The sequence below is a fragment of the Bacillus pacificus genome, from assembly GCF_020861345.1.
In the GTDB taxonomy this organism is placed as follows: Bacteria; Bacillota; Bacilli; order Bacillales; family Bacillaceae_G; genus Bacillus_A; species Bacillus_A pacificus.
On sequence record NZ_CP086328.1, the window covers coordinates 291318 to 316787 of the forward strand.

Here is a 25470-nt window from a genome sequence, read left to right on the forward strand (position 1 = left end):
GAGAACGAGCCACTTTCGCTTTTTATGGGAATCCAGCTACAGTGGCTAGAATGTTCGGCGGCTTCGCTTCTTCCCGAGAGGCAAAGGGCGCCTCAAGGTCAGAAGCTCCATCCACCTCACATTCTAAGCGAGCCACTTTCGCTTTTTATTAACATTTGTTACAATAGTAAAAATAGAGGAGGGACGTTATATGCCAAAAGGTTCAGGTAAGGTTATTGCACAAAATAAAAAAGCATTTCATGATTATTTCATCGAAGAAACATACGAAGCAGGGCTTGTCCTTCAAGGAACGGAAATTAAGTCGATTCGCGCTGGACGCGTGAACTTGAAAGATGCGTTTGCACGTGTACATAATGGTGAAGTATGGGTTCATAATATGCATATTAGTACGTACGAGCAAGGAAATCGTTTCAACCACGATCCGCTTCGTACGAGAAAGTTACTTCTGCATAAAAAAGAAATTGATAAATTAGCGGGAGCTGCAAAAGAAACAGGATATGCATTAGTTCCACTTAAAATCTATTTGAAAAATGGATTCGCGAAAATGGCACTTGGTTTAGCAAAAGGTAAGAAACAATATGATAAGCGTCACGATTTAAAAGAGAAAGAAGCAAAACGTGAAATTGCACGCGCGTTCCGTGATCGTCAAAAGATGTAATACAGATATTTACATTTGTAAAACGGCGCGCGTATGTTATAATAACTTATGTAAGATTGTTGCACATTGAAAAACAGCTCTTAGTAGCTATCACGAAATTTTCTTCGTATGCTCCATTTTTATCATGGGGACGTTACGGATTCGACAGGGATAGTTCGAGCTTAGGTTGCGAGTCGAGGGGATCGGCCTCGTTAAAACGTCAAAGCCTATAATTGGCAAACAAAACAATCTTTCTTTAGCTGCTTAATTGCACTAAAGGTTCCTCCCTCCATCGTCCATGTGGTAGGGTAAGGGACTCAAACTAAGTGGACTACGCCGGAGTTCGCCGTCTGAGGACAAAGGAAGAGAACAACCAGACTAGCAACTTGGAAGCCTGTCGATAGGCCGAAGAGTTCGCGAAATGCTAATATATCGACTACACTCGTAGAAGCTTAAGTGCCGATATTTTTGGACGTGGGTTCGACTCCCACCGTCTCCACCAATACATATTTGGTGGTTTTTTATTTTGTATGATATGAACCATAATTTTGCCAGTTTGGTGAGGTTATGGTTCTTTTTGTTTTGTGCTTTTATAAAATATTTAAGTTGATAGGGATGAGGCAGTATCCCTGAAACAGAAAATAAAGAAATGGTTATGGATGATAAGCAGGTAGATTCTATAGCTGCTCGTAAACGCCTGATTGGTGAGTTTCTATTAATAAAATCACTTTATTTAAATGTTAATATATTTTGTCTTTTTATCCATACCTATTGTAAGATTATATAGAGTTCTCCTAATAAGCTGTTATAATGACTTTTTTTAGGAGTTTAATACTTATAAATCTTAAATTATTTTTTGGGAATAATTTTTTATCTAACCAAGTTATATTGAAGTAGAGGTGAACCATCGGTGAGGCAGGTGTTAGTAATTAAGAATGAACGGTCTTTAGCGAAGAAAATCGTAAGTGGTTTAAAGCAAGAAGGCCATTTCATTTTAAAACTTCACAATGAAAACGAAGGTTTAAATATAGTATATGAACAAGATTGGGATATTATCATATTAGATTGGGATTCATTAAGCATGTCCGGACCAGAAATTTGCAGGCAAATACGCCTTGTTAAAATGACACCGATCATTATTGTGACCGACAATATTTCTAGCAAGGATTGCGTAGCAGGGTTACAAGCAGGAGCTGATGATTATATAAGAAAACCATTTGCGAAAGAAGAATTAGTAGCAAGAGTTCAAGCTATTTTAAGGCGAAGTGATTATACTCAGCAAAATGAGCCGAATTTTGTTCAGTTTAAAGATCTCCTTGTTGATGTATCTAGCAATATTGTGAAAAAAGGCGGTAAAAATCTCTCGCTTACGAAACGCGAGTACGACTTACTTGTATTTTTAATCAAGAATAAAAACACAATATTGAGCCGTGAAATGCTTTTGAATCAGGTTTGGGGATATAACGTAGTAGTAAATCCAAATGTAGTAGACTTATATATTGGATATGTAAGAAAAAAGTTAAAGTGTGAGAAGAAAGACAGATATATTCAAACGATACATGGCAGAGGCTATTCAATGATTGAATGATAAAATAGTTTATGTGAAATATGAAAAATTAGCTATTAATGGTCATTTTTTTTACAGTAGAAATCACAGTTTATAAGGTGCTAATCTACTGGTTAGTACGTGTGGGGGATGAATCTGTTGCGCATTAGTTGAGATTATATCTAAGTTATGTTTAATTTTATTAACTCACACCATTCACAAGATTTTCACAGAATTAATGACTATACTTATTTACAGGATATTCAAATGAAAATGATTATCAATATTGATTTAGGTGAATAGTAGTTACTATCTAATTCAATCTTTGGAAGTCATCATTTTCGAAATAAATTACATAATAAGGAGTATACGTATGAAAAAAACTATGCTTTTAAAATTAGTAAGTATTCTAGCAGTTTTCACTTTAATGTTAGTAGCTTGCTCAGATTCAGGTAAAGAAACTTCGAAGGCTACTAAAGATAATAGTAGTGATAAGCCAAAAACGGTTGAAATTACTGATGCGCATGGAAAAGTTACAGTTCCTGTAAATCCAAAGAATGTAGTTGCTTTAGATAATAGAACGTTTGAAACTTTAGCTGATTGGGGAATTAAATTAGCGGCTGCTCCAAAGGATGTCATGCCTGCTGATTCAGCATATAAAAAGGATGAAAAAGTTCAAAATATCGGGAATCACCGTGAACCAAATCTTGAAATTATCGCAGCTGCAAACCCTGACCTTGTAATCGTTGGTCAAAGATTTGCTAGCCATTACGAAGAAATCAAAAAATTAGTACCAAATGCAGCAGTTATTGATCTTAATGTTGATGTTTCTGAGAAGGCTACTAAGCCTGGAGAAAACTTAGTAAAAGGACTTAAAGATTCTACAGTTACTTTAGGAAAAATCTTTGATAAAGAGAAAGAAGCTAAAAAATTAGTAGCTGATTTTGATAAATCTATTGAAAATGCAAAATCTGCTTATAACGGAAAAGATAAAGTTATGAGTGTTATCGTTACTGGCGGTAATATTGGTTTTGCTGCTCCACATTCTGGTCGTGTTTGGGGACCAATGTATGAAATTTTCGGTTGGACTCCAGCATTAGAAGTTTCTAATTCTACTGCAGGTCATAAAGGTGACGACGTTTCTGTTGAAGCTATTGCACAAACAAATCCTGATTGGCTGTTCGTATTAGATCGTGATGCTGCAACATCTGATGCAGCTAAGTCAGCTCCTGCTCAGGATGTTATTTCTAAATCACCAGCTCTTCAAAACACAACTGCTGTTTCTAAAAAACAAGTTATTTATGCACCAGCAGATACTTACACAAATGAATCAATTCAGACTTATATAGAGTTATTTGGAAATATCGCAAAAACTTTAGCTAAGTAGTGTAAAGGGGTACGAAGCAGTGTCAAAAAATATAATTTCTAGGGTTGAGAATATTTCTCAACCCCAGTTTTATAATCACAATAAATTATGGACAAAATCTTTTATAATAGCGATTATAGTTGTTCTAATTTTAGGGATTATATCACTGTTTACTGGCGTTTATGATATACGTGGACAAGAGGACGGAATGGAGATGTTTTTCATCACTCGTGTTCCGAGAACAGTTGCATTAATGCTTACTGGAGCTGCAATGGCGATGGCAGGGCTTGTCATGCAACTTATTACACAAAATCGATTTGTTGAACCTACTACAACGGGGACTATTGAATGGTCAGGCTTAGGCCTGCTTTTTGTGTATTTACTATTCCCTGCCCCGACTTTAGTTCAAAGAATGACTGGTGCAATCATTTTTTCTTTTATAGGAACTATGATTTTCTTTCTATTTTTAAGAAGAGTTAAGCTTCGTTCGTCTTTAATTGTCCCGATTATTGGATTGATGCTGGGAGCAGTTATTTCTGCAGTGTCTACTTTTTTGGGACTCCTTTTTCAAATGACGCAAAGTATTGAAACTTGGTTTGTAGGTTCATTTGCTAACATTCAGGTGGGAAGATACGAATATTTATGGCTGATTGTTATCGTTACTTTGCTTATTTTTATGTATGCGAATAGATTGACTTTAGCTGGACTAGGAGAAGATGTCGCAACAAGCCTTGGCGTTAATTACAATCGAATTGTTCTTTTTGGAACGGCCCTTATTTCTTTTGCCGTTGGGATTGTTGCAGCTGTTATTGGAAACTTACCTTTCTTAGGGTTAATTGTTCCAAATATTGTTTCCATGTTTAGAGGTGATGATCTTAGAAGTAATTTACCTTGGGTGTGTCTGATCGGAATGGGTACAATAACTGCCTGTGATATCATTTCTCGAACAATTATAAAGCCTTTTGAATTACCTGTTTCTTTAATACTGGCATCAGTGGGAGCAGTCGTGTTTATTACTATTTTATTGAGAAAAAGAAAACCAAGGAGGCCACGATGATCACATTAGATTATAGAAATAAAGAAAATGTCGAAGTCGATTCTAGCCTTCATAATGAAAGTAGATCAGCTAGCGCTTTTCGTTCTAAGAAGGAAGCAAGACGTTATTGGATTGTACTGATAACATTGATTGCTTTAGGCCTCCTTTCTTCATATGGACTGTTAGTGTATAACAATCCAGTTCCGATAGATTCACCTTCTTTTATCCCAGTTGTTAAGAGAAGGATTGTAGCTATTGTTGCAATGATTATTGCAGCTGTTTGCCATAGCTTGTCGACAGTTGCTTTCCAATCCATTACGAATAATAAAATTATTACGCCTTCGCTTTTAGGTTTCGAATCACTTTATTCAGCAATTCACACGAGTACAATATTCTTCTTTGGTGCTAGTGCATTGATCAATTTTACTGGGATTGGTCCATTTTTATTTCAAATTTTTGTTATGGTCCTCATGAGTTTGATACTTTATGGATGGCTACTTTCCGGTAAATACGGAAATTTACAACTTATGCTTTTAGTCGGGATTATTATTGGTGCTGGACTAAATTCTATGTCAACTTTCATGAGAAAGTTACTTGCGCCTTCAGAGTTTGATCTTTTACAAGCAAAATTATTTGGTTCTGTTAATCATGCAGATCCTGCATATTTTCCTATTGTCATTCCGATGATTATAATTGTAGCAGTATTAATTTTTGCTCATTCTAAGAATTTAAATGTGTTATCACTAGGAAAGGATGTTGCTACTTCCTTTGGAGTTAAATATCAACCTAGTGTAATTTATACGCTTGTATTAGTAGCTATTTTAATGTCTATTTCAACAGCTTTAATTGGGCCACTTACTTTCTATGGGTTTTTAGTAGCAACTTTGAGTTATCAGGCGGCGGCAACTTATGATCATAGATATATTTTCCCAATGGCTTTTGCAATCGGATTTTTAATAATGACGAGCGCATACTTTTTAATGTATCATGTATTCAATGCTCAAGGTGTAGTTTCAGTTATTATTGAATTATTTGGTGGAATTATATTCTTAACTATAGTTTTAAGGAAGAGGGCTTTATGATAAAAATCGATAATGTTAAAAAGTTCTATACTGATAAGGTAAAAATAGGACCTTTGGATATTGAAATACCAAAAGCGGGCTTTACTTCTTTAATTGGACCAAATGGTGCTGGAAAGTCTACGACACTTTTGATGATAGGAAGACTTTTAGATATGGATGAAGGTCAAATCCAAGTAGCAAATATGGATGTTTCTGAATCCAAATCAAAAGACTTAGCAAAAGTTTTGACTATATTGCGACAAGAAAATCATTTTGTAACGAGGCTTACTGTTAGACAATTAGTTGGATTTGGACGCTTTCCTTATTCAAAGGGAAGATTAACGAAAGAGGATGAAGTTATTATTTCTAAATATATCGACTTCCTAGATTTAACGAATTTAGAGAATAGATATTTAGATGAGCTTTCTGGTGGTCAAAGACAAAGGGCATATGTAGCGATGGTATTGTGCCAAGAGACTGAATATGTACTTTTGGACGAACCTTTGAACAACCTTGATGTTGCTCGTTCTGTTCAAATGATGGAGCATTTGAGACGTGCAGCTAATGAATTCGGAAGAACAATTTTGACTGTTATGCATGACATAAATTTTGCAGCAAAATACTCTGACAAAATTTGTGCTATGAAAGATGGACAAATTGCTGCTTTTGGAACAGTAGAAGAAGTTATGGACCCAACGCTTTTAACAGATATTTTTGAAACAAAAATAGAGATTATTGATGGTCCTTATGGGCCGATCGCTGTTTATTAGTTATAAAATGTATACTGTAGCTGCTGTCTATATTTTGTAGGTAGCAGCTTTTTTGCGATTGCATTTATAAAAAAGTTATTTTACATAAGGTGAATGTGATTCTCTCGTTTTTAAAATGTCGTAATCAAAAGGGAGGAGTAACATTATGCTTACAGTGCGATTTTAGATGTGGTGATATACTGTTTATGAGTGTTTGTTGTGTCGTTTTTTGTCGGTAAGTCGATATATTATGAAAATCGCTGATATAAATTGAGTTGCGCTGATATATTTCGAAAATCGCCGATATAATTGGAGTTGCGCTGATATATTTGAAAAATCGCTGATATATTTTGGAGGGGATAAAGATGATTGTGAAAGAACGGAAAATGCCCGTACATTTGCTCCAATTAGAAGCTTTACTTAGAAGATTGCCTGCTCATCATCCAAAAAGGAACGTGGTGGCTGAAAATTTAGCGAAATTTATGGCTGGCTATAAAGGAGAGCAGGCAATTGAATATCCGCTTAGTTTTCTATCTGAAACAAAATATAGCATTTTACATGACATTAGATTGTTTGATCAGAAACATTATTTCCAAATTGATGCCCTCATAATTTCCTCATGTTTTCTTCTTTTTCTTGAAATAAAAAATATCATTGGTACGTTAATTTTTGATGCAAAGTTTAATCAACTCATTCGAATCGTAGATGGTGCTTCAGAAGAGGGTTTTCCAGATCCGCTTTTACAAGTGAAACGGCAAGAGATGCAGCTGAGAAAATGGCTGAGTTTGCATGGTTTATATAATATTCCGATTGAATCTCTCATTGTAATTAGTTCTCCTCGTACAATTATTAAAACTTCAGATGAAATGCTTCCTAATAAAATTATCCACGGTGCAAATTTACCTAATAGAATCAAACAAATGGAAAATCAATATAAAGAAGATATAATTGGTAATGTAGATGGACTTATAAATCAGATTATGAATGAGCACATTCCGCAACGACAAAATATTTTGGCACAATATAAATTAAAAAAAGAGGAATTACTAAAGGGCGTGCAGTGTGAGGAATGTTTTACAATGGCAATGTTAAAAGAAAAACAGGGCTGGCGTTGCTCAAACTGTAATAGTACGTCTAAAAATGCTCATTTACGTGCTTTACAAGACTACACACTTCTGTTTGGAACAATAACTACCAATAGCAAATTGAGGGACTTTCTTAATATGCAATCTAGTTCTGCGGTTAAAAGACTCCTCAAAACAATGAACATCCCACACACCGGCACCAACAAAGGGCGAAAATATGATTTAACCCACCTCCAATTATAATTTTGCTATAATAAATATGTACTTATACGAAGGGGAGTTTAATGAGAAAATGAAATCATTTAATATTGATCATTTTATCGCGAGTGTTTTACAGTGGATATTAAATATAGCGTTAATTATATTATCCATTGTCTTATCTATCTTTTTAATTAACGAGACTATCACATTTATTCAATACATATTTTCAACAAAGGAATATACGTCGTATAAATTGGTTGAAAGTATCATCGTCTATTTCTTATACTTCGAGTTCATCGCATTGATTATTAAGTATTTTAAGTCGAACTACCATTTTCCGTTACGTTATTTTATTTATATTGGAATCACGGCGTTAATTCGATTGATTATTGTGTCTCATGAGGAACCGATGGAGACGTTATTATACGCAGGAGCAATTCTTATTTTAGTTATCGCTTTATACATATCTAATATGAGGGATTTGAGAAAAGAGTAGTAAAAAAACCCCTATATTTAGGGGTTTTTGCTTTATCCCGCTTTAATGGGCTGTAAGACCCCCCACTGATTAAAGTTTCACTTTATATAATATGAAATCCGATTAATAAAATAACGATGAACGTGATAGCAAATACACCCCACCATAACGTATGAGTTTGTCCTCTTCTTTTTCTTGCTACGAGAATTTCCATCGACATAATAAGGATAAGAGCGAATACTGCTTTTATCATAGAAATGACAGGGAAGTTTTTAATAACTACCATTCCAATTCCTGAACCTAACATAAGAACATAAAATGCACGTTGCCCCCACAGTGTAAATTCTTGTTTGTTAAGCATGTAACTCATAATAAATAAGATGATAAGAATTGCCCATGATCCCGCGTGAATTTGATAAAAAGTATTAAGCATTACAGTTCACTCCCGTATGTATGTTGTTTTTTTGAAAATAGGATTACGAATCCGATAGAAAGTATCGTTATCATGCCGCCTATTATGAAAGATATTGCCCCTTGTGATGTAAATATCATTGTGAAAAATACTGGTCCGATAATTCTTCCTAAACTGTCAAATGAATAATTTAAGCCTGAAATGGTACCGTGATCACTTTTTATTTGTTTTGTTAAAAAGGATAAGGTACATGTTCGTACGAGTGCGTTTCCAGCTGTGAAGATGGATAAACAAATACCAGCCCATAGTAAGTTCGTAATGAATGGGATTAAAAATAAGCCTGTTGCAGAAATGATTTGTCCGATTATAATGTAGCGTTTTTCATCTCCGTTACGAATGTAGCGTATGAGTCCACCTTGTATAAATGCATCTACTAGGCCGCTTGCTAAAAAAATTATGCCAATTTGTAATGGTGTAATGCCGATTGCTTGTTTACCAAATAGTTGATAAGTGCCTTCTAATCCAGCTAATGCCATAGAAATTGTGAAGGTAATGAAAAATAATCCAATTGATGCGGCTGGTAAACGAATGAATTTTTTTAATGGATTTTCAGCATGTTTTTCTTCTGCATTGTTTAAACTCTCTTTAAAAGTAAAACATGTATAGAGAAATAAAATGAGAAGAAGATTGCTAGCAATTTGGAAAGGAACCGCATTTCCAAAATGGCTTAGCATACCGCCAATTGCTGGCCCGACAATAAAGCCCATGCCAATGCAAGCACCCATCAGTCCTATATAACGATTACGCTCATTTTCATTGGTCATATCGACAATGGAAGCTGTTGCAGCGGTGTATAATGCCCCTGCAAATAATCCGTTTAGGCTTCTTGTGATGTATAAGCCAGTTACATTATCAATCAGTAAACCTGTTAAGAAAAAACTAATGGAATATCCGAGTATACCAATTAGTAGTACAGGACGCCGACCAGCTCGATCAGCAATCTTTCCCCAAAGTGGAGCTGTTAAGAATGAAGCAAGCGAATAAGAAGATAACAGCATCCCTAAATGATGTGACGGTACATGTAAATTTGTAATGATTTCTGGTAGAACAGGGATAATCATGCCGAATCCTAAAAAGATAAAAAATTGAACGGTCATTAACGGAAGTATATTCCTTTTCATCATATCCTCCTTTCCTTTTATTATTTAAATGACATATGACTAAATAGTCATATGGTTATAATAATGGTTTATTAAAAGGAGTACAATCGATATAATAAAATTGAAACAAATTATTCATAATTTCAAAGTCCGGTTAGGAGAATTAAGAATGTCTATTCGTTATGCATTACTTGGACTACTTTCAAAAAAAGAACAAACTGGTTATGACTTGTATCATACGTTTCAAGAACAACTCATTTATTTTTGGAATTCAAGTCATTCACAAGTGTATAAAGAATTATCAAAAATGGAGCAGGATAACCTGGTTACGTTCGAATATATTTATCAAGAAGGAAGTCCAAATAAAAAAATATATTCTTTGACGAAAGAGGGGGAAAAGGCTCTTGTTGAATGGATTATTCATTCGAAAACGAAGCCCCAACGTATAAAGGATGAGTTTTTATTAAAAGCCTCAAGTTTTAATGTTATTTCAGTAGGTGAAGCTATTTCACTATTACAGAAGATAATTGATAGAGAAGCGCATGTAATACGGGAAACTCAAAAATGGAAAGATTATAGTTTTCCGGATCAGTCGTCTATTCGTAAACAGGTAATCGGAGAGTATATTACTGTTGAATATGGAATAAGGTATTCAAAAATGTACATCGACTGGTGTGAATGGGCAATTGAAGTGTTAGAAACATTACGAGAAGAAGAGTAAGAGAAAGTAGTGCAGACAAAGGTTTGCACTACTTTTTTATCCCGCTTTAATGGGCAGTAAGACCCCCACCTCAAAATGCAGCGAAAGCAAAGAAGTTAGGTGGGGATCGGGCTGATTAAATCTTGACCTTTAAGTTACTTGAAAGTTTACAATGTAAATAGGGCGTTTGAAATTGAAAAAAATTGAGAAATTAAGTGAAGAGGTTTCTTTTACTTGGAGGTTATAGAAATGAGTCAGGAATTGAAATTGCGTCCATTAGAGCGAGAAGATTTAAAGTTTGTACACGAACTGAATAATAATGCACATATTATGTCGTATTGGTTTGAAGAGCCGTATGAGGCATTTGTAGAGCTGCAAGACTTATACGATAAACATATACATGATCAAAGCGAACGCCGATTTATCGTTGAAAAGGACAATGAAATGGTTGGATTAGTTGAGTTAGTAGAAATCGATTATATTCACCGTAGAACGGAATTCCAAATTATTATTGATCCGAACTATCAAGGATATGGTTATGCAGCGGAAGCGACGCGTTTAGCGATGGATTACGCTTTTTCTGTATTAAATATGCATAAACTCTATTTAGTTGTTGATAAAGAGAATGAAAAAGCTGTACATGTTTATAAAAAGGTTGGATTTATGGTGGAAGGTGAACTGCTAGACGAGTTTTTCGTGGATGGTAACTATCATAATGCAATAAGGATGTGTATGTTCCAAAAGGCATACTTTGGAACGAAATAACCGATTGAAAAAGCTATAGATAATATTGTGTCTATAGCTTTTTTGTAATGTAAACAGAAATTATTTATTGAAAAACAATAAATAATTATTGACTTGTGATATTCCTAGGCTTATTATGATGGTAATAAGATCAATGAAAATTAAAGGAGAGTACAAGATGAAAAACAAATATGTAGTAGCTATTTCTTTCATGATTTTAGCGATTATTACTTTAGCTATACATGCTTCAAACAGTAAAGTAGGAGCGAATGGATTCCTTGAAGAACCTTTCTTTTTCCTAGTACCAATAAGTTATGTATTGTTCTTTAGCGGTATTGGTGTATTATTATTTGGATTTATTACTTCAAAGCTGAAAAATGGCAATAGATAGGGACAAAACACTCACTATGAGATAGAAACATACCATATGGAAGAAAAAGAATAAGTGAGATGAATCATGATGAACCATCATTTTTATAATGGAAGACAAGTAGGAGCAGCTATTACTTTGGCTGGGGCACAGGGAACCATTCATGCTGTGAATCAAGTGATTCAAATGCAGCAACAAGCATATTTGGCACAAATGATGCAAGGACAGTATATGCCATACTCACAACTTCCAATGCAAAGTGTGCATTATGATGTGCATCCAGCGGGGTTACTTTCTATTCCATATGGCGGGACTTACTTCTTATAAAAAGAAAGCGACTGATAAGAGTCGCTTTTTTTATATTCCGCCTAGCTTCATTCCAAGGAATGCAAAGAGGATGCCGATGATATAAGTAGCACTTAAATATAGAAATAGTATGCTAAGGTTTTTACGATTGAAGAGCTGAATGGACTCTAGCTTAAATGTTGAAAATGTCGTGAAGGCACCCATAAATCCAGTGCCTAACAATAATTGCCAACCTGTAGTGACTCCGTTGCCAATTATATATCCGAGTAAAAACGCTCCTGTTATATTAATGAGAAATGTAGCGATTGGAAAGGGAGTTTTATTTCTTTTTTTAAACCAATTGCTAATTGCAAATCGTGTAATCGCACCGAAAAATCCTCCTGTTGCTACTAATAAAGCTTCTATCATAAATAATCACCTTCCGTAAGATGTTTCTTAATTAAGAAATCACCTAATGTATAGCCAAGACCAGACATAATGAGACCACCAAGTATGCTGCATGATACATATAAGAAGGCTATGCTCCACTCAGAATGATTGATCAATTGAATAGTCTCTACACTAAATGTTGAAAACGTCGTAAAGGAACCGATGAATCCAGTCCCGATGCCTGTGATAATTTCTGAAGGCAAGATGTTAAGCTTAGCGATATACGTAGTCAGCCATGCTAATAAGAAGCATCCGGCTAAGTTAATGAGTAATGTAGCTAGTGGAAATGTATGATGCCAAAATTCCTGAATCGTAAGACCTAAATAATAACGAGAAAGGGCCCCTAATATGCCAGCAATGCCAACGATAATATAAATCAATTTTCTCACCTCTTTAAATAGCTTGCTCAAAAAAATAGACTCCTACCAGTAGTGATACTGGTAGGAGTCATTAGCTAAGCAGCGTTTATGGCGAACTCCATCGCCTATAATTATTACATATAGTGTACTAAACATTGCGCTTGATTTCCAGTGAAGGAGTTAGGGGATTTTGTATTTTTGATAATGTAAGAGCAAGAATTGTTGTTTATAAACTAAATATAGTGATATAAGGTTTTTGATATGATAAAATATTTGTTATGTCTGTCATTCAGTTTTAGTTAACTGAAAATAAAGATAATTAAGTTATGTGTTTTAGAAAAGGGGCGTTTATTTGAAGAAGTTATTAAAAATAGTACTTATATGTATTTTAGTAGGGGTAGGAGTTGTAGGTGGTTTTTTAGGGTATATGACACTTACTAAAGAACAGCCTGCTGATGTTGTAAGTTTGAAGGTGGAAAATAATAAAGAGCGCGTATTAGCGACAGGAAATGAATTTAAAGTTACAACATTTAATATTGGATATGCCGGATTAGATAAGGACCAAGACTTCTTTATGGATGGAGGAAAGGGGTCTGGTTCAAGTAGTAAAGAGCAAACGGAAGTTAACTTAAAGAATATGCTTTCGTTTTTACAAAATGAGAATAGTGATTTTGCGTTATTACAAGAAGTCGATATAAAATCAATGCGATCTTTTGATGTAAATGGGCATGAATTTTTGAAAAATGGATTACCTGATTATGCTTCATCGTTCGGAAAGAACTATGATACAAAATGGGTCCCTGTCCCAATTACAAGTCCAATGGGATATGCGGAGGCTGGATTAAGTACATTTTCTAAATATAAAGTTCAAACAGCAGAGAGGTTCCAGCTTCCTGGAATGGAGCCTTGGCCGAAGCGTTTGTTTGATTTAGATCGAGCGATTGTTGAGCATAAAATTCCTGTTAGTAATGGGAAGTTTGTTAGACTCGTAAATTTACATTTGTCTGCGTACGATGAAGGCGGGAAAATTAGAAAACAGCAAGTAGAGTTTTTAAAAGAATATATGAACAAGCATTATAAAAATGGTGATTACGTAATAATGGGCGGAGATTGGAATCAATTACTTTCTAACGTTCAATTAAGTGATCCGAAGTTTGTGAAAGAGCGTCCTGAATGGTTGGTAGAGTTACCGAAGGACTTTACTGATGGTGGCTTTAAGTGGGCTGTAGACTCATCTGTTATGACGGTGAGAGACGATGTGAAGAAGTATGTAGAAGGCGAAAACTTCGTCACGATTATTGATGGCTTTATCGTTTCACCGAATGTAGAGATTGTAAATGTACAAGGGAAAGATTTAAAGTTTGAAAATAGCGATCATAACCCAGTAAGTGCGGTATTTAAACTGAAGTAATTGATATGTATAAGTAGAAGGTGGGGCTTCATATGGAGTGGTTAAAGAGGACTTGTTTTTCTAAACTTGAGAAAGAATCACAGAAAAATCATTTATTACTGTTTATAACGATTTGTAGTTTCTTCCTTGGGATAATCGCGATTGGGTATTATGGATATATTTTTACAGAGAGAGCAATAGCGTTTTGGATTTGTGGTATTTCTGTCGTTGCATTTGGAACGCTTTTTACTTTTATAAAAAGTATGGAATCAGCGTATAAATATATCATGACATTTATGTTGCTTACAATGTCTTACATTATGGTACAAGCTTTTAATGAAAGCCCGGCTGTATTTCAAATGGTCTATTTTACATTAGCTGTTTCACTTATTTACTTAAGTGAGCGCCTCATTTTAATTCTTGGCGGGGTAGCTGTTGTGATCACATTTATCCTTTGTAGCTATTGGCCGGAGCAATTTTTTGCTTATACAGCCTCGTCTGAAGCTGCTAATTTCGCAAGTTTGTTAGCGATTGTAACAATCGCTATGTGGGGCGTCACGAAAATTGGTTCTAACTTACTGGCTCGTTTAAGTGATGAGAAGCAAGAAGTAATGAGAAAAGCTCAGGAGTTAGAAGAAACGCAAAGGCTTATTGAGGAAACGGTTGTGAAACTAGATCGTAATTTCAATTATTTAAGACAAAATATGAATACATCGATGGAGTCAATGAGTGAAATCAATTTTGCTTTTGAAGAGGTAGCAGTTGGCACGCAATCACAATCAGAGATGATCCATCGTTCGGTAGAAGTATTGAACGATATGGAGGGAAATATTGAACAAATCATTTCTCAAGTAAGAAATGCATCGATTCGTGTTGATGAAAGCTTAGAAATTTCAAAAGGTAGTGTACATACTCTACGAAGTTTTGAAGCGAATATGAGAAGTTTAAATGATGTTGTTTCACAATCAGGAATTATATTTAGAGATTTAATGATGCAATCGAAACAAATTAATGAAATTGTAGATGTAATAACGAATATTTCAAGTCAGACGAGTTTGCTAGCTTTAAATGCAAATATTGAAGCTGCAAGAGCAGGTGAGCATGGAAAAGGATTTGCTATTGTAGCGAATGAAGTATTAAAGCTTGCTGAGGAATCGAATCGTTCTGCGGGAAGAATTCAAGGGATTTTGAAGGATTTTAGTAATCAAGCAAGTAAGGTAGAAGTGCAAGTAGAGAAATCAGAAAGAGTACAAGAAGAATGTAATGAAATGCTAGTAAGTGTTTTAACAAATGTAACGGATTTAGGGAAGTTTATTGATGAAATTAATGATGTAATGAGAGAAATCGTTGGTCATCAAGAAAGTTTCCAAGTTAAAACGACGAATATCGTAAAGGATGTTACACATGCTTCCAATGTAATCCAGCAAACTTCTGCAGCTACAGAAGAAGTGTTAGCAAGTGTGGAAGAAGAAAAACATCGAAATGATACATCTGTGAAGACATTACATACTGTTAGCGAGCAAGTGAAATTGTTAGAAAATATTTTAGAAAAGTAATATCACTTAAAAAGGGCACAACGTTTGTGCCCTTTTTTCATTTAAACGAAGACTTGCTCGGATTTTAATTGCTTTTCTGCTCGTTTTCTGCCAAGCTTAAGAAGATGAAATTCAGCTAATAGCGGAATTAAAATACTTCAAAGAAAGAATTAAATAGGTGACGTATATGATCGAAGTTAAGACTTCTGAACTTAGTGATGGAGAATTTAATAGAGGTGTATTTGCAACTCGTGATATTAAAAAAGGTGAGTTGATACACGCAGCGCCAGTTATCTCTTACCCGAATGAACAGCATGAACACATTGAGAAAACATTACTTGCTGACTACGCATTTGAGTATGGGATTAATCATACGGCAATCCTTTTAGGATACGGCATGTTATTCAATCATTCATATACACCGAATGCGACGTATGATATTGTCTTTGAGAATCATACATTTAACTTCTATGCTTATAAAGATATAAAAGCAGGAGAAGAAATCTTAATCAATTATAATGGTGAAGTGGATAACGATGAACTGTTATGGTTTGATAAAGAAAAAGAAGAGAACGAAAAGTAATTTAAAATAAGTAATGAAAAAGATGTTTTTACATAGGTAAAAGCATCTTTTTTATTGATGAAAATAAAGCAAAAATTACAAAAAAATACCACTTTATTTTCGTGTGGTATAGTAAGATACTGAAGGGTAGTGTTTTGAAAAAGTAATATATTTTACAAATTGTTGTCTTTCTGATGACATGTCAAGTTTAGTAGCCTATTTGGGTTGCTTTATTATGCAATATATATTTTAATATGAGTGGCACCTCTTATAAATTAAGAGGTTAATAGGTGTCTCGAATTGATTTTGGGTACACTGTATCCACCACTTTAGGTTCATTTCATGTATGTGGGGATATTATGGGCCCGTATAACGGGATAAAAAGAATATAGAAATAGAGGAATCGTAAAATGAATATGCAAGAGGTTTATGAATATTTAAGTACGGTATTGCCTGAAGGTCATGTGAAACAAGATGAAATGTTAAAGAATCATACGCATATTAAAGTTGGCGGAAAAGCAGATGTTTTTGTTGCGCCGACAAATTATGACGAAATTCAAGAAGTTATTAAATATGCGAACAAATATAATATTCCAGTTACGTTTTTAGGAAATGGATCCAATGTTATTATTAAAGATGGTGGAATTCGCGGGATTACAGTAAGTTTAATTCATATTACAGGTGTTACTGTAACAGGAACGACGATTGTAGCACAGTGCGGTGCAGCAATTATTGACGTATCACGTATTGCGTTAGACCATAACTTAACGGGTCTTGAATTTGCTTGTGGTATTCCAGGTTCAGTTGGCGGAGCATTATATATGAATGCAGGTGCATACGGCGGTGAGATTTCGTTTGTATTAACAGAAGCTGTCGTAATGACAGGTGATGGAGAGCTACGTACTTTGACGAAAGAAGCATTTGAATTTGGATATCGTAAGAGTGTATTTGCGAACAACCATTACATTATTCTTGAAGCGAGATTTGAACTTGAAGAAGGTGTATATGAAGAAATTAAAGCAAAAATGGATGATTTAACGTTTAAACGTGAGTCAAAACAGCCTCTAGAATACCCTTCATGCGGTAGCGTATTTAAACGCCCACCAAATAACTTTGCTGGTAAATTGATTCAAGAATCAGGACTACAAGGTAAGCGAATTGGTGGAGTGGAAGTTTCTCTAAAACACGCTGGATTTATGGTGAATGTTGATAACGGAACGGCACAAGATTATATCGATTTAATTCACTTTGTACAAAAAACAGTTGAAGAGAAATTTGGCGTGAAGTTAGAGCGTGAAGTAAGGATTATTGGAGAAGATAAAGAATAACATATACGTATGAAACTGCGAATTATTTTAAAATAACATTTGGGTATTGTTGACAATTTGTTTGCAATTCAATATAATGGCTAATAATTTAACAAATAACATACGTTGAAAGAGCCCAGTAGCAGTTTGTCACTGTTAACGAGAGAGCTAGGGGATGCTGGAACCTAGCACAAACAAACTTGTGAATTACACTCTGGAGTATCTTAGGTAATGCTAAGCGGATTGGCAATCGATACTATTGCTGAGAGTGGTATGAGTAGCTATGCTATTTATACAAACTGGGTGGTAACACGGTGAATCATCGTCCCTATGTCATAGACATAGGGATTTTTTGTTTTTAAAAAATAAAGGGGATGACAAAAAATGAACATTATTGATGAATTAGAATGGCGCGGCGCCATTAATCAACAGACTGACGAAGAAGGTTTACGTAAGCTAGTAGAAGAGAAAAAGATTTCGCTATACTGCGGAGTTGATCCGACTGGTGATAGTATGCATATCGGACATTTGATTCCGTTTATGATGATGAAAAGATTTCAGTTAGCTGGCCATCATCCGGTTATTTTAATTGGCGGAGCAACAGGAACAATTGGTGATCCAAGTGGACGTCAATCAGAACGCCAACTTCAAACGCTAGAAGTAGTTCAACATAATGTGGATGCGTTAACAGCACAAATGAAAAAGCTATTTGATTTTGGCGGAAATAGCGAAGTAAAGATGGTAAATAACTACGATTGGACACATGAAATAAATATTATTGAGTTTTTACGTGATTACGGGAAAAACTTTAGCATTAATAGTATGTTAGCAAAAGATATCGTAGCAAGTCGTTTAGATACAGGAATTTCTTTCACAGAATTTACGTACCAAATCCTGCAAGCGATGGACTTCCATCATTTATACACGAAAGAAGATGTTCAACTACAAATTGGCGGTAGTGACCAATGGGGAAATATTACGAGTGGTTTAGATTTAATTCGTAAGTTAGAAGGGCACGAAGCGAAAGTATTCGGATTGACGATTCCGTTACTATTGAAATCTGATGGTACGAAGTTTGGTAAATCAGCAGGTGGTGCCGTTTGGCTTGATCCTGAAAAAACAACACCGTTTGAATTTTACCAGTTCTGGATGAATACAGATGACCGTGATGTCGTTAAATACTTGAAATACTTTACGTTCTTAACGAAAGAGCGCATCGATGAGTTGGCAGTGAAGGTAGAGACAGAGCCTCATAAACGTGAAGCGCAAAAAGTATTAGCGGAAGAAATGACGAAATTCGTTCATGGAGAAGAAGCGTTGCTGCAAGCTGTGAAAATTACAGCAGCGTTATTTAGCGGAGATATTAAATCGTTAACAGCCGATGAAATTGAACAAGGCTTTAAAGAAATGCCAACATTCCAGTCTTCAAAAGAGACGAAAAATATCGTAGAATGGCTCGTTGATTTAGGAATCGAACCATCTAGACGACAAGCACGCGAAGATATTAATAATGGAGCTATTTCTATGAATGGCGAAAAAGTAACGGATGTAGGTACGGATGTTACGGTAGAAAATTCATTTGATGGACGATTTATTATTATTCGTAAAGGGAAGAAGAACTACAGCCTTGTGAAGTTAGGATAGTAAACAAGACGGAAAAATTATATCGGCGATTTTTCGAATATATCGACCGTAACTCGAATTATATCGGCGATTTTCTCGATATATCGATTTACCGACAAAAGGTGACAATAAAAGCTGTTCCAAAACGGGACAGCTTTTATTGTGAAAAAGTCAGTATATTTAGATAAATTTAAAGGGTATATCATTTTTTTGACGAATAAATAAGTTAGAGAAAATTACGGATAAAGTGAAACTTTAATCAGTGGGGGTCTTACTGCCCATTAAAGCGGGATAAAAATAGCCCGAACCATGCAGGGCATGATTCGGGCTTATATTCAGATTAGTAAGCTAAGCTGAATAGACCTTTAATGTGTGATAAGTAACGAACGTTACTTGCTTCTTTCATTAATGATGCTGGTAAGCCTTTAAGTGGAGTATTGCTTGCTCCGATTGTAGCAACAGCATCTTTACGTCCTAGACTAGCAAGTGTTCCAGAGTTTACAGGTGCGAACTCTTCGAATGCTTTGCCTTCTAGTGCTGCGTATAAGTTGTATCCAATTAACTCACCCATTTGCCAAGCGATTTGTGCAGTTGGTGGGTATGGACGTCCGTCTGGAGCGAAGACAACAGCGCTGTCTCCAGCAACGAATACGTTTTTGTGAGAAGTAGATTGTAGGTATGCATCAACTGTTGCACGACCACGGTTTACTTCAAGACCTGATTCACCGATTAGTGGGTTACCTTGAACGCCACCTGTCCAAACGAATGTGTTAGCAACAAGTTTTTGACCGTCTTTTAAGTCAATTTCATTGCCAGCAACGTTTGTTACAGGAAGACCAGTTAAGAATGTAACGCCGCGTGCTTCTAGGCTAGTAGTTGCACGTTCGATTAAGTGGTCTGGTAATACTGGAAGGATTTTTGGACCTGCTTCAACAAGAAGAAGTTTAACTTCTTTTGGATTTACGCCGTGGCTTTTTGCAAGTTTAGGCATAATGTCAGCAAGCTCACCAACTAGCTCAACGCCAGTTAATCCGCCACCACCGATTACGATTGTAGCATCAGCTTCGTTTTTCGTTTTCGCGTATTCACGAATACGGTCTTCAACGTGTTTGTAGATTTTGTTTGCATCAGCAGCAGATTTTAATACCATGCTGTTTTCTTCTAGTCCTGGAATACCGAAGTAAGCAGTTTTACTTCCTAAAGCAACTACAAGTGCATCGTAAGATAAAGTAGTGCCGCCAGCTAATTTGATTTCTTTGCTATCAACTGAGAATGACTCAACTGTTGCGATTTTAAGATCGATATCTTTACCTTTGAAAAGCTTTGTAAGTGGCATTGCAACTGCTTGCTCAGACACGTTACCAGCTGCAAGGCGGTGTAGTTCAGTGATGATTTGGTGTGTTGGGTATTGGTTAATCACTGTAACTTGTGCTTCTGATTTGCTGTAATATTTACGTACGTTTAAAGCGGCAAGAAGACCGCCATAACCAGCGCCTAAGATGACAATTTGTTTTGACATAGTATGATATCCCCCGTCTTTACTAATTGTTGTTATAAGTTAACTTATTTATTGTTACGTTCTGCACTAATTTGAAGATATGCGTTCACAAAGCGGAACATTTTTTGTGCTTGTGGATCTTTTAGTAATTTTAAAAGACCGAATAGGCCGATAACTTCGTTGCTTTCGTCAGCACGGTCTTTCGCTTCGATTGCAGTTGCAGCCATGCTTTTCACTGTATCTTTTACAGGTTCTACAAGCTCTGTGATTGCACCAACAGTGTCGCTTTTTAATACTTCATCAGTAGCAACAGTTTGAGCGAAGTCATAAGACTTAGTTAAAATGTTAACAAGCTCAGTTAATTTTGGAAGCTGTTCTACTAGTGTTGTTAATGATTCTTGTACCTCAGGTTTTAACAACTGATCAAGTACATCAAGTTGTCCTTGGCTAGCAGAAATTTGTACAGTTTCTTGTTCTGGCTTTGTTTGAGTCATAGTTTCTGGCATCTCCAATTCTCCTTTACGATAGCAATACTCTTATTTTTGATAAGTAAGATAGTAAACGGTTACGAAACTTTATACAAAGTTTCACAAAACACAATAAAATGCCTTTAAATTTATGACAGCAAGTAAGCTGCAAACATAAATCTAAAACCATAACGTCTTACTTATTATTTATGAACTGTCCGATATATGGCTTGTCCGCATAATGGAAAAGCTCCGTTACCGGAAAGTGTATATAATATATATCCTATATTATATACTATATACACCTATGTTAACATAAAAATGATTCCTAATTATTTGATATTGAGTGTATAACGTAGTACTGACAAGGTATGGAAGCGTATAAAATATTTTGTTCCAGTTAGAAATGTACATATATATAAACAAAAAAAGGAAAAAACGAACAAATTCACGTTCGTTTTTTCCTTTTTCCTTTTATTCACTTTCTGCAATTAGCATCGATGTCTTACCTTCTTTTTCAAGATGGCATTCGCCCCAAGTACAAAGGGAATCAAGAATGGATTCTAAAGACCAACCGTAGTCTGTAAGGGAATATTCTACTTTCGGTGGTACTTGATTGTATACCTTTCTTTGAATAACGCCGTCGTCTTCTAGTTCGCGTAATTGCTGCGTTAACATTTTTTGTGTAATACCAGGCATAAGACGTTTTAATTCACTCGTTCTCTTTGTACCTTTCGTTAAGTGACAAAGAATAACGACTTTCCATTTTCCGCCGATAACTTCTAAAGTCGCTTCAACGGGAATGTTATATTTCTTCATATAAAAATCTCCTTTGATGAATCTAGATTGCATTTCTCCAACAAAAGAAGCTAAATCATTTAAATGTTACTAAAAAGTACCTATAGCACTTTAAAGTACGTACTTTTTATCATGTTGAATATGTTCCATAATAGCATACGTAAGAGGGAAATGAGTAGTACGGTACTAAAAAGTGCCTATGTTACTTTTTGGTACCTATCGTACTTTTAAGTGCGTTCTTCAAAAAAAGAGCGAAGCCATTCATAATAGCATATATGAGCAATAAAGTTATTTTTGTAGAAGAAAAAAGGCCTTTTTTCACACTATTATGATTGGATTTCTCGTATTAAGGAGGGGTTCAATTGAATTCATATACAGTATCTTCTTCGGCTATGCAGACGAATCGAAGAAGTATGTTTGCTTTATTAGCACTAGCAATTAGTGCGTTTGGAATTGGTACAACCGAATTTATTAGTGTCGGTTTATTACCATCTATTTCAGAGGATTTACATGTTTCTGTTACAACAGCGGGTTTAACCGTTTCTTTATATGCGTTAGGAGTAGCGTTCGGTGCCCCGGTATTAACGTCAGTAACAGCTAGTATGTCGCGAAAGACATTATTAATGTGGATTATGATTATTTTCATTATTGGTAATGGAATTGCGGCAGTGGCAACAAGCTTTACTGTGTTACTTATCGCAAGGGTTGTATCTGCGTTTGCACACGGCGTTTTTATGTCGATAGGATCGACAATTGCGGCTGCGCTTGTACCTGAGAATAAACGTGCGAGTGCAATTGCATTTATGTTTACTGGTTTAACGGTTGCGACCATTACAGGTGTGCCAATTGGAACATTTATCGGTCAGCAATTTGGATGGAGAGCATCGTTTATGGTAATTGTGGCAATTGGAATCGTTGCCTTAATCGCCAACAGTATGCTCATTCCTTCTAATTTAAAAAAAGGTACGTCTGTATCATTTCGCGATCAGTTTAAGCTGATTACAAATGGAAGACTATTACTTGTATTTATCATTACTGCATTAGGGTACGGGGGAACATTCGTAACATTTACGTATTTATCTCCCCTATTACAAGAAGTGACAGGATTTAAAGCAAGTACCGTTACAATTATTTTGTTAGTGTACGGAATTGCAATTGCGATTGGGAATATGGTCGGCGGAAAATTATCAAATCATAATCCGATTCGAGCGTTATTTTACATGTTCTTTATTCAAGCAATTGTATTATTTGTTTTAACATTTACAGCGCCGTTTCAAGTCGCTGGATTCATCACAATTATTTTTATGGGACTATTCGCATTTATGAATGTTCCAGGACTACAAGTATACGTTGTTATATTGGCTGAACGATTTGTACCTAGCGCTGTTGATGTGGCATCCGCGATTAACATTGCGGCATTTAACGCTGGAATCGCTCTTGGTGCTTATTTAGGTGGTATTGTAACGAACTCGTTAGGATTAATTCATACAGCTTGGGTAGGCGGTGTGATGGTAGTAGGTGCTGTTATTTTAACGGCGTGGAGTATGACTTTAGAAAAAAGAGATCAAGTGAAATAGAAGGAGAGAAAATATAATGAAAAATTTACAAAGTACAACAACATTGCATAACGGTGTAGAAATGCCTTGGTTCGGTTTAGGCGTATTTAAAGTAGAAGATGGGCCAGAACTTGTAGAAGCTGTAAAATCAGCGATTAAAGCAGGATATCGCAGCATCGATACAGCTGCAATTTACGGAAATGAAAAAGCTGTAGGTGAAGGAATTCGTGCAGGTATAAAAGAAGCAGGCATTTCTCGTGAAGATTTATTCATTACTTCAAAAGTGTGGAATTCGGATCAAGGATATGAAACGACACTTGCTGCATATGAAGAAAGCTTAAAAAAATTAGAGCTAGATTATTTAGATTTATATCTTGTTCATTGGCCTGTAGAAGGGAAATATAAAGATACGTGGAGAGCGTTAGAAACACTTTATAAAGAAGAGCGCGTACGTGCAATTGGCGTAAGTAACTTCCAAATCCATCACTTACAAGATGTAATGAAAGATGCAGAAATTAAACCAATGATTAACCAAGTGGAATACCACCCTCGTTTAACACAAAAAGAACTACAAGCTTTCTGTAAAGAACAAGGTATTCAAATGGAAGCATGGTCACCATTAATGCAAGGTCAATTATTAGATAATGAAACATTACAAGCAATTGCAGAGAAACACGGTAAAACGACAGCTCAAGTTATTTTACGTTGGGATCTTCAAAATGGAGTAATTACAATTCCAAAATCAACGAAAGAACACCGTATTATTGCAAACGCTGATGTGTTTAACTTTGAATTAACGAAAGAGGACATGGAAAAAATCGATGCGTTAAACCAAAATCACCGTGTTGGTCCAGATCCTGATAACTTTGATTTCTAAGATTAAGGTGAGAAAAAGAGTGTGTAAAAGCACTCTTTTTTTGTGCATAAAAATAGTTTCTAAATAAATACTACTTAGTATTAAGTTTGTTATTAAGGGGCTGTAAACATGAATATAAAGCAATCGTTCAAAATTTTAGCTATGTTTTTAAGTGTTTTATTTGTGTTATTCCCACTTCAAAAGGCATTCGCAGAAGTTATGGACCATACAAAGTATCAAATGGATTGGAGCTATAGTAAGTCCAAGAAGAAACCAATCCGCACAGAGCTTATTAAAACGGCAGATGGGAAAATTGCTTTTTGCTTAAATGTAGATTTGAAATCTCCAAGCGGTCAAGATTTACCGGAAATGGGGAAAGTGGATATTAATGTGTACCGTGTACTATTGAATGGATATCCACAAAAGAGCCCGCAAGAATTGGGTGTTTCTGATTGGAGAGAGGCACATTACGCAACGCAGCTTGCAGTGTGGAATGCATTAAAACAAATCGATATTAATGATTTAGACTTCCGTAATAAAAATGTAGAAAAGTTAACGAAAGATATCGTTGCTAAGGCAAATGCTAGTGAAGAATTACAAGAAATTACGATGAGTGTCGTACCATCAGAGGAACAACAAGCGGTATTGAAAAATGATTTCTTTGAAACAGGCTTATATACAGTAGAAACAAATGCAAAAAGCGGAACGTATAAAGTGCAAGCAACAGGTGCACCAGCGGGCGTGAAGTTTGTAAATGAAAAAGGCGAAGCAAAAACGGAATTTAATGTAGGAGAAAAGTTCCGCATTTTAATTCCTAAACAAACACCAGCTGGTGGATTTAGCTTTAAAGTAATCGGGAAATTAACGAAGTTACAAGGAATTTCTTATAAAGGGACACCGACGATTCAAAATGCAGTCGTATTACTTGAGAGAAGTGAGGAAAAAACAAGTCCGGAGTTATCGGTGAGCTGGAAAAAAACACATAGCCATGATCATAATAATAAACCATATACTCCAAACGAACCGCATAAACCGAATCAATATAAAAGGTAAGGATGAAAGCATTGGTATTAACCAATGCTTTTTATATATGAAATATAAAATTATATTAAAATAACTATTAACTAAACAAAGCACTGTTTTTATGTTATAAAAGCTATTTGAAAATAACGAAATATAATAAAATCCAAACGTTAAGATTAACAGATTAAATTCACAAAATTGTAACATTATTCTAATTGA

At 35.4% G+C, this 25470-nt stretch carries 27 protein-coding genes, 1 other RNA gene, 1 riboswitch and 1 other annotated feature; of the genes, 21 read left to right on the forward strand and 7 right to left on the reverse strand.

What is annotated here, in order from left to right; genetic code table 11:
- Positions 1-190 precede the first annotated feature (190 nt).
- The 9 genes from smpB (at position 191) to psiE (ending at position 8177) form a co-directional block, all read left to right on the forward strand.
- On the forward strand, positions 191-658 hold the full coding sequence (smpB, locus tag LMD38_RS01360; RefSeq protein ID WP_001123901.1) for an SsrA-binding protein: 468 nt from the start codon (positions 191-193) through the stop codon (positions 656-658).
- 126 nt (positions 659-784) lie between these two features.
- Positions 785-1139: a transfer-messenger RNA gene (ssrA, locus tag LMD38_RS01365) on the forward strand.
- Between the two features lie 408 nt (positions 1140-1547).
- The gene (locus LMD38_RS01370; protein ID WP_016718885.1) at positions 1548-2225 is read left to right on the forward strand and encodes a response regulator transcription factor; all 678 of its coding nucleotides are present in this window, start codon (positions 1548-1550) and stop codon (positions 2223-2225) included.
- A gap of 331 nt (positions 2226-2556) precedes the next feature.
- Positions 2557-3570: a siderophore ABC transporter substrate-binding protein gene (locus LMD38_RS01375; RefSeq protein WP_227585525.1), complete on the forward strand. Its 1014-nt coding sequence runs from the start codon at positions 2557-2559 to the stop codon at positions 3568-3570.
- A 19-nt stretch (positions 3571-3589) separates the two neighbouring features.
- A complete protein-coding gene (locus LMD38_RS01380) occupies positions 3590-4606 on the forward strand; it encodes an ABC transporter permease (RefSeq protein ID WP_000041834.1) in 1017 nt (338 codons plus the stop codon).
- Entirely contained in the window at positions 4603-5667 is a 1065-nt protein-coding gene (locus tag LMD38_RS01385) for an iron chelate uptake ABC transporter family permease subunit (protein ID WP_000631131.1), read from the forward strand. Before LMD38_RS01380 ends, LMD38_RS01385 begins: the two co-directional genes overlap by 4 nt.
- Positions 5664-6416: an iron ABC transporter ATP-binding protein gene (locus LMD38_RS01390; RefSeq protein ID WP_000590065.1), complete on the forward strand. Its 753-nt coding sequence runs from the start codon at positions 5664-5666 to the stop codon at positions 6414-6416. Before LMD38_RS01385 ends, LMD38_RS01390 begins: the two co-directional genes overlap by 4 nt.
- Before the next feature lie 344 nt (positions 6417-6760).
- The gene (locus tag LMD38_RS01395; protein WP_016718883.1) at positions 6761-7723 is read left to right on the forward strand and encodes a nuclease-related domain-containing protein; all 963 of its coding nucleotides are present in this window, start codon (positions 6761-6763) and stop codon (positions 7721-7723) included.
- Positions 7724-7772: 49 nt separating this feature from the next.
- Entirely contained in the window at positions 7773-8177 is a 405-nt protein-coding gene (gene psiE, locus LMD38_RS01400; RefSeq protein WP_016718882.1) for a phosphate-starvation-inducible protein PsiE, read from the forward strand.
- 82 nt (positions 8178-8259) lie between these two features.
- Here the strand turns inward: psiE and LMD38_RS01405 are convergent, their stop codons facing one another.
- Positions 8260-8589: a DUF1516 family protein gene (locus tag LMD38_RS01405; RefSeq protein ID WP_000935275.1), complete on the reverse strand. Its 330-nt coding sequence runs from the start codon at positions 8587-8589 to the stop codon at positions 8260-8262.
- Entirely contained in the window at positions 8589-9749 is a 1161-nt protein-coding gene (locus LMD38_RS01410) for an MFS transporter (protein ID WP_016718880.1), read from the reverse strand. Before LMD38_RS01410 ends, LMD38_RS01405 begins: the two co-directional genes overlap by 1 nt.
- A 148-nt stretch (positions 9750-9897) precedes the next feature.
- Between LMD38_RS01410 and LMD38_RS01415 the strand changes: the two genes are divergently transcribed.
- The 4 genes from LMD38_RS01415 (at position 9898) to LMD38_RS01430 (ending at position 11869) form a co-directional block, all read left to right on the forward strand.
- Entirely contained in the window at positions 9898-10449 is a 552-nt protein-coding gene (locus LMD38_RS01415; RefSeq protein ID WP_016718879.1) for a PadR family transcriptional regulator, read from the forward strand.
- A gap of 228 nt (positions 10450-10677) precedes the next feature.
- Entirely contained in the window at positions 10678-11193 is a 516-nt protein-coding gene (gene speG / locus LMD38_RS01420; RefSeq protein ID WP_000076827.1) for a spermidine N1-acetyltransferase, read from the forward strand.
- A gap of 133 nt (positions 11194-11326) precedes the next feature.
- The gene (locus LMD38_RS01425; protein ID WP_142238347.1) at positions 11327-11563 is read left to right on the forward strand and encodes a DUF3955 domain-containing protein; all 237 of its coding nucleotides are present in this window, start codon (positions 11327-11329) and stop codon (positions 11561-11563) included.
- 66 nt (positions 11564-11629) lie between these two features.
- Positions 11630-11869, forward strand: a complete 240-nt coding sequence (locus LMD38_RS01430; protein ID WP_000980933.1) for a DUF3947 family protein — start codon at positions 11630-11632, stop codon at positions 11867-11869.
- 30 nt (positions 11870-11899) lie between these two features.
- On the opposite strand, the gene crcB (LMD38_RS01435) is transcribed toward LMD38_RS01430, so the two are convergent.
- Complete coding sequence (crcB, locus tag LMD38_RS01435; protein WP_227585523.1) at positions 11900-12256, reverse strand: fluoride efflux transporter CrcB; 357 nt, start codon at positions 12254-12256, stop codon at positions 11900-11902.
- The gene (crcB, locus tag LMD38_RS01440; protein ID WP_227585530.1) at positions 12253-12657 is read right to left on the reverse strand and encodes a fluoride efflux transporter CrcB; all 405 of its coding nucleotides are present in this window, start codon (positions 12655-12657) and stop codon (positions 12253-12255) included. Before crcB (LMD38_RS01440) ends, crcB (LMD38_RS01435) begins: the two co-directional genes overlap by 4 nt.
- 54 nt (positions 12658-12711) lie before the next feature.
- Positions 12712-12771: riboswitch (Fluoride riboswitch) on the reverse strand.
- A gap of 217 nt (positions 12772-12988) precedes the next feature.
- Between crcB (LMD38_RS01440) and LMD38_RS01445 the strand changes: the two genes are divergently transcribed.
- The 5 genes from LMD38_RS01445 to tyrS all read left to right on the forward strand — a co-directional run bounded on the left by LMD38_RS01445 (position 12989) and on the right by tyrS (position 19074).
- On the forward strand, positions 12989-14047 hold the full coding sequence (locus LMD38_RS01445) for an endonuclease/exonuclease/phosphatase family protein (RefSeq protein ID WP_000734866.1): 1059 nt from the start codon (positions 12989-12991) through the stop codon (positions 14045-14047).
- A 32-nt stretch (positions 14048-14079) separates the two neighbouring features.
- Positions 14080-15582, forward strand: coding sequence for a DUF4077 domain-containing protein (locus tag LMD38_RS01450; protein WP_227585522.1), 1503 nt, complete (start codon positions 14080-14082; stop codon positions 15580-15582).
- A 166-nt stretch (positions 15583-15748) separates the two neighbouring features.
- Complete coding sequence (locus LMD38_RS01455) at positions 15749-16144, forward strand: SET domain-containing protein (RefSeq protein WP_000573649.1); 396 nt, start codon at positions 15749-15751, stop codon at positions 16142-16144.
- A 389-nt stretch (positions 16145-16533) separates the two neighbouring features.
- Positions 16534-17451 (forward strand): UDP-N-acetylmuramate dehydrogenase, encoded by a 918-nt coding sequence (murB, locus tag LMD38_RS01460; RefSeq protein ID WP_001057089.1) that lies wholly within the window; start codon positions 16534-16536, stop codon positions 17449-17451.
- A gap of 96 nt (positions 17452-17547) precedes the next feature.
- Positions 17548-17763, forward strand: a binding site (T-box leader).
- Positions 17764-17814: 51 nt separating this feature from the next.
- Positions 17815-19074 (forward strand): tyrosine--tRNA ligase, encoded by a 1260-nt coding sequence (gene tyrS / locus LMD38_RS01465; protein WP_227585521.1) that lies wholly within the window; start codon positions 17815-17817, stop codon positions 19072-19074.
- A 319-nt stretch (positions 19075-19393) separates the two neighbouring features.
- On the opposite strand, the gene LMD38_RS01470 is transcribed toward tyrS, so the two are convergent.
- From LMD38_RS01470 to LMD38_RS01480, 3 genes are all read right to left on the reverse strand, one after another.
- Positions 19394-20572: an NAD(P)/FAD-dependent oxidoreductase gene (locus LMD38_RS01470; protein WP_000043204.1), complete on the reverse strand. Its 1179-nt coding sequence runs from the start codon at positions 20570-20572 to the stop codon at positions 19394-19396.
- 44 nt (positions 20573-20616) lie between these two features.
- Positions 20617-21057, reverse strand: coding sequence for a DUF1641 domain-containing protein (locus LMD38_RS01475; RefSeq protein WP_001115309.1), 441 nt, complete (start codon positions 21055-21057; stop codon positions 20617-20619).
- A gap of 435 nt (positions 21058-21492) precedes the next feature.
- Positions 21493-21837, reverse strand: coding sequence for a winged helix-turn-helix transcriptional regulator (locus LMD38_RS01480; RefSeq protein WP_000760472.1), 345 nt, complete (start codon positions 21835-21837; stop codon positions 21493-21495).
- A 371-nt stretch (positions 21838-22208) separates the two neighbouring features.
- Here LMD38_RS01480 and LMD38_RS01485 point away from each other — a divergent pair, with 371 nt between their 5' ends.
- The 3 genes from LMD38_RS01485 to LMD38_RS01495 all read left to right on the forward strand — a co-directional run bounded on the left by LMD38_RS01485 (position 22209) and on the right by LMD38_RS01495 (position 25281).
- Complete coding sequence (locus LMD38_RS01485; RefSeq protein WP_161945776.1) at positions 22209-23393, forward strand: MFS transporter; 1185 nt, start codon at positions 22209-22211, stop codon at positions 23391-23393.
- A 16-nt stretch (positions 23394-23409) separates the two neighbouring features.
- Positions 23410-24249, forward strand: a complete 840-nt coding sequence (locus tag LMD38_RS01490; protein WP_000793576.1) for an aldo/keto reductase — start codon at positions 23410-23412, stop codon at positions 24247-24249.
- A 108-nt stretch (positions 24250-24357) separates the two neighbouring features.
- Positions 24358-25281: a thioester domain-containing protein gene (locus tag LMD38_RS01495; RefSeq protein WP_016718872.1), complete on the forward strand. Its 924-nt coding sequence runs from the start codon at positions 24358-24360 to the stop codon at positions 25279-25281.
- The last annotated feature ends 189 nt before the right edge of the window (positions 25282-25470 follow it).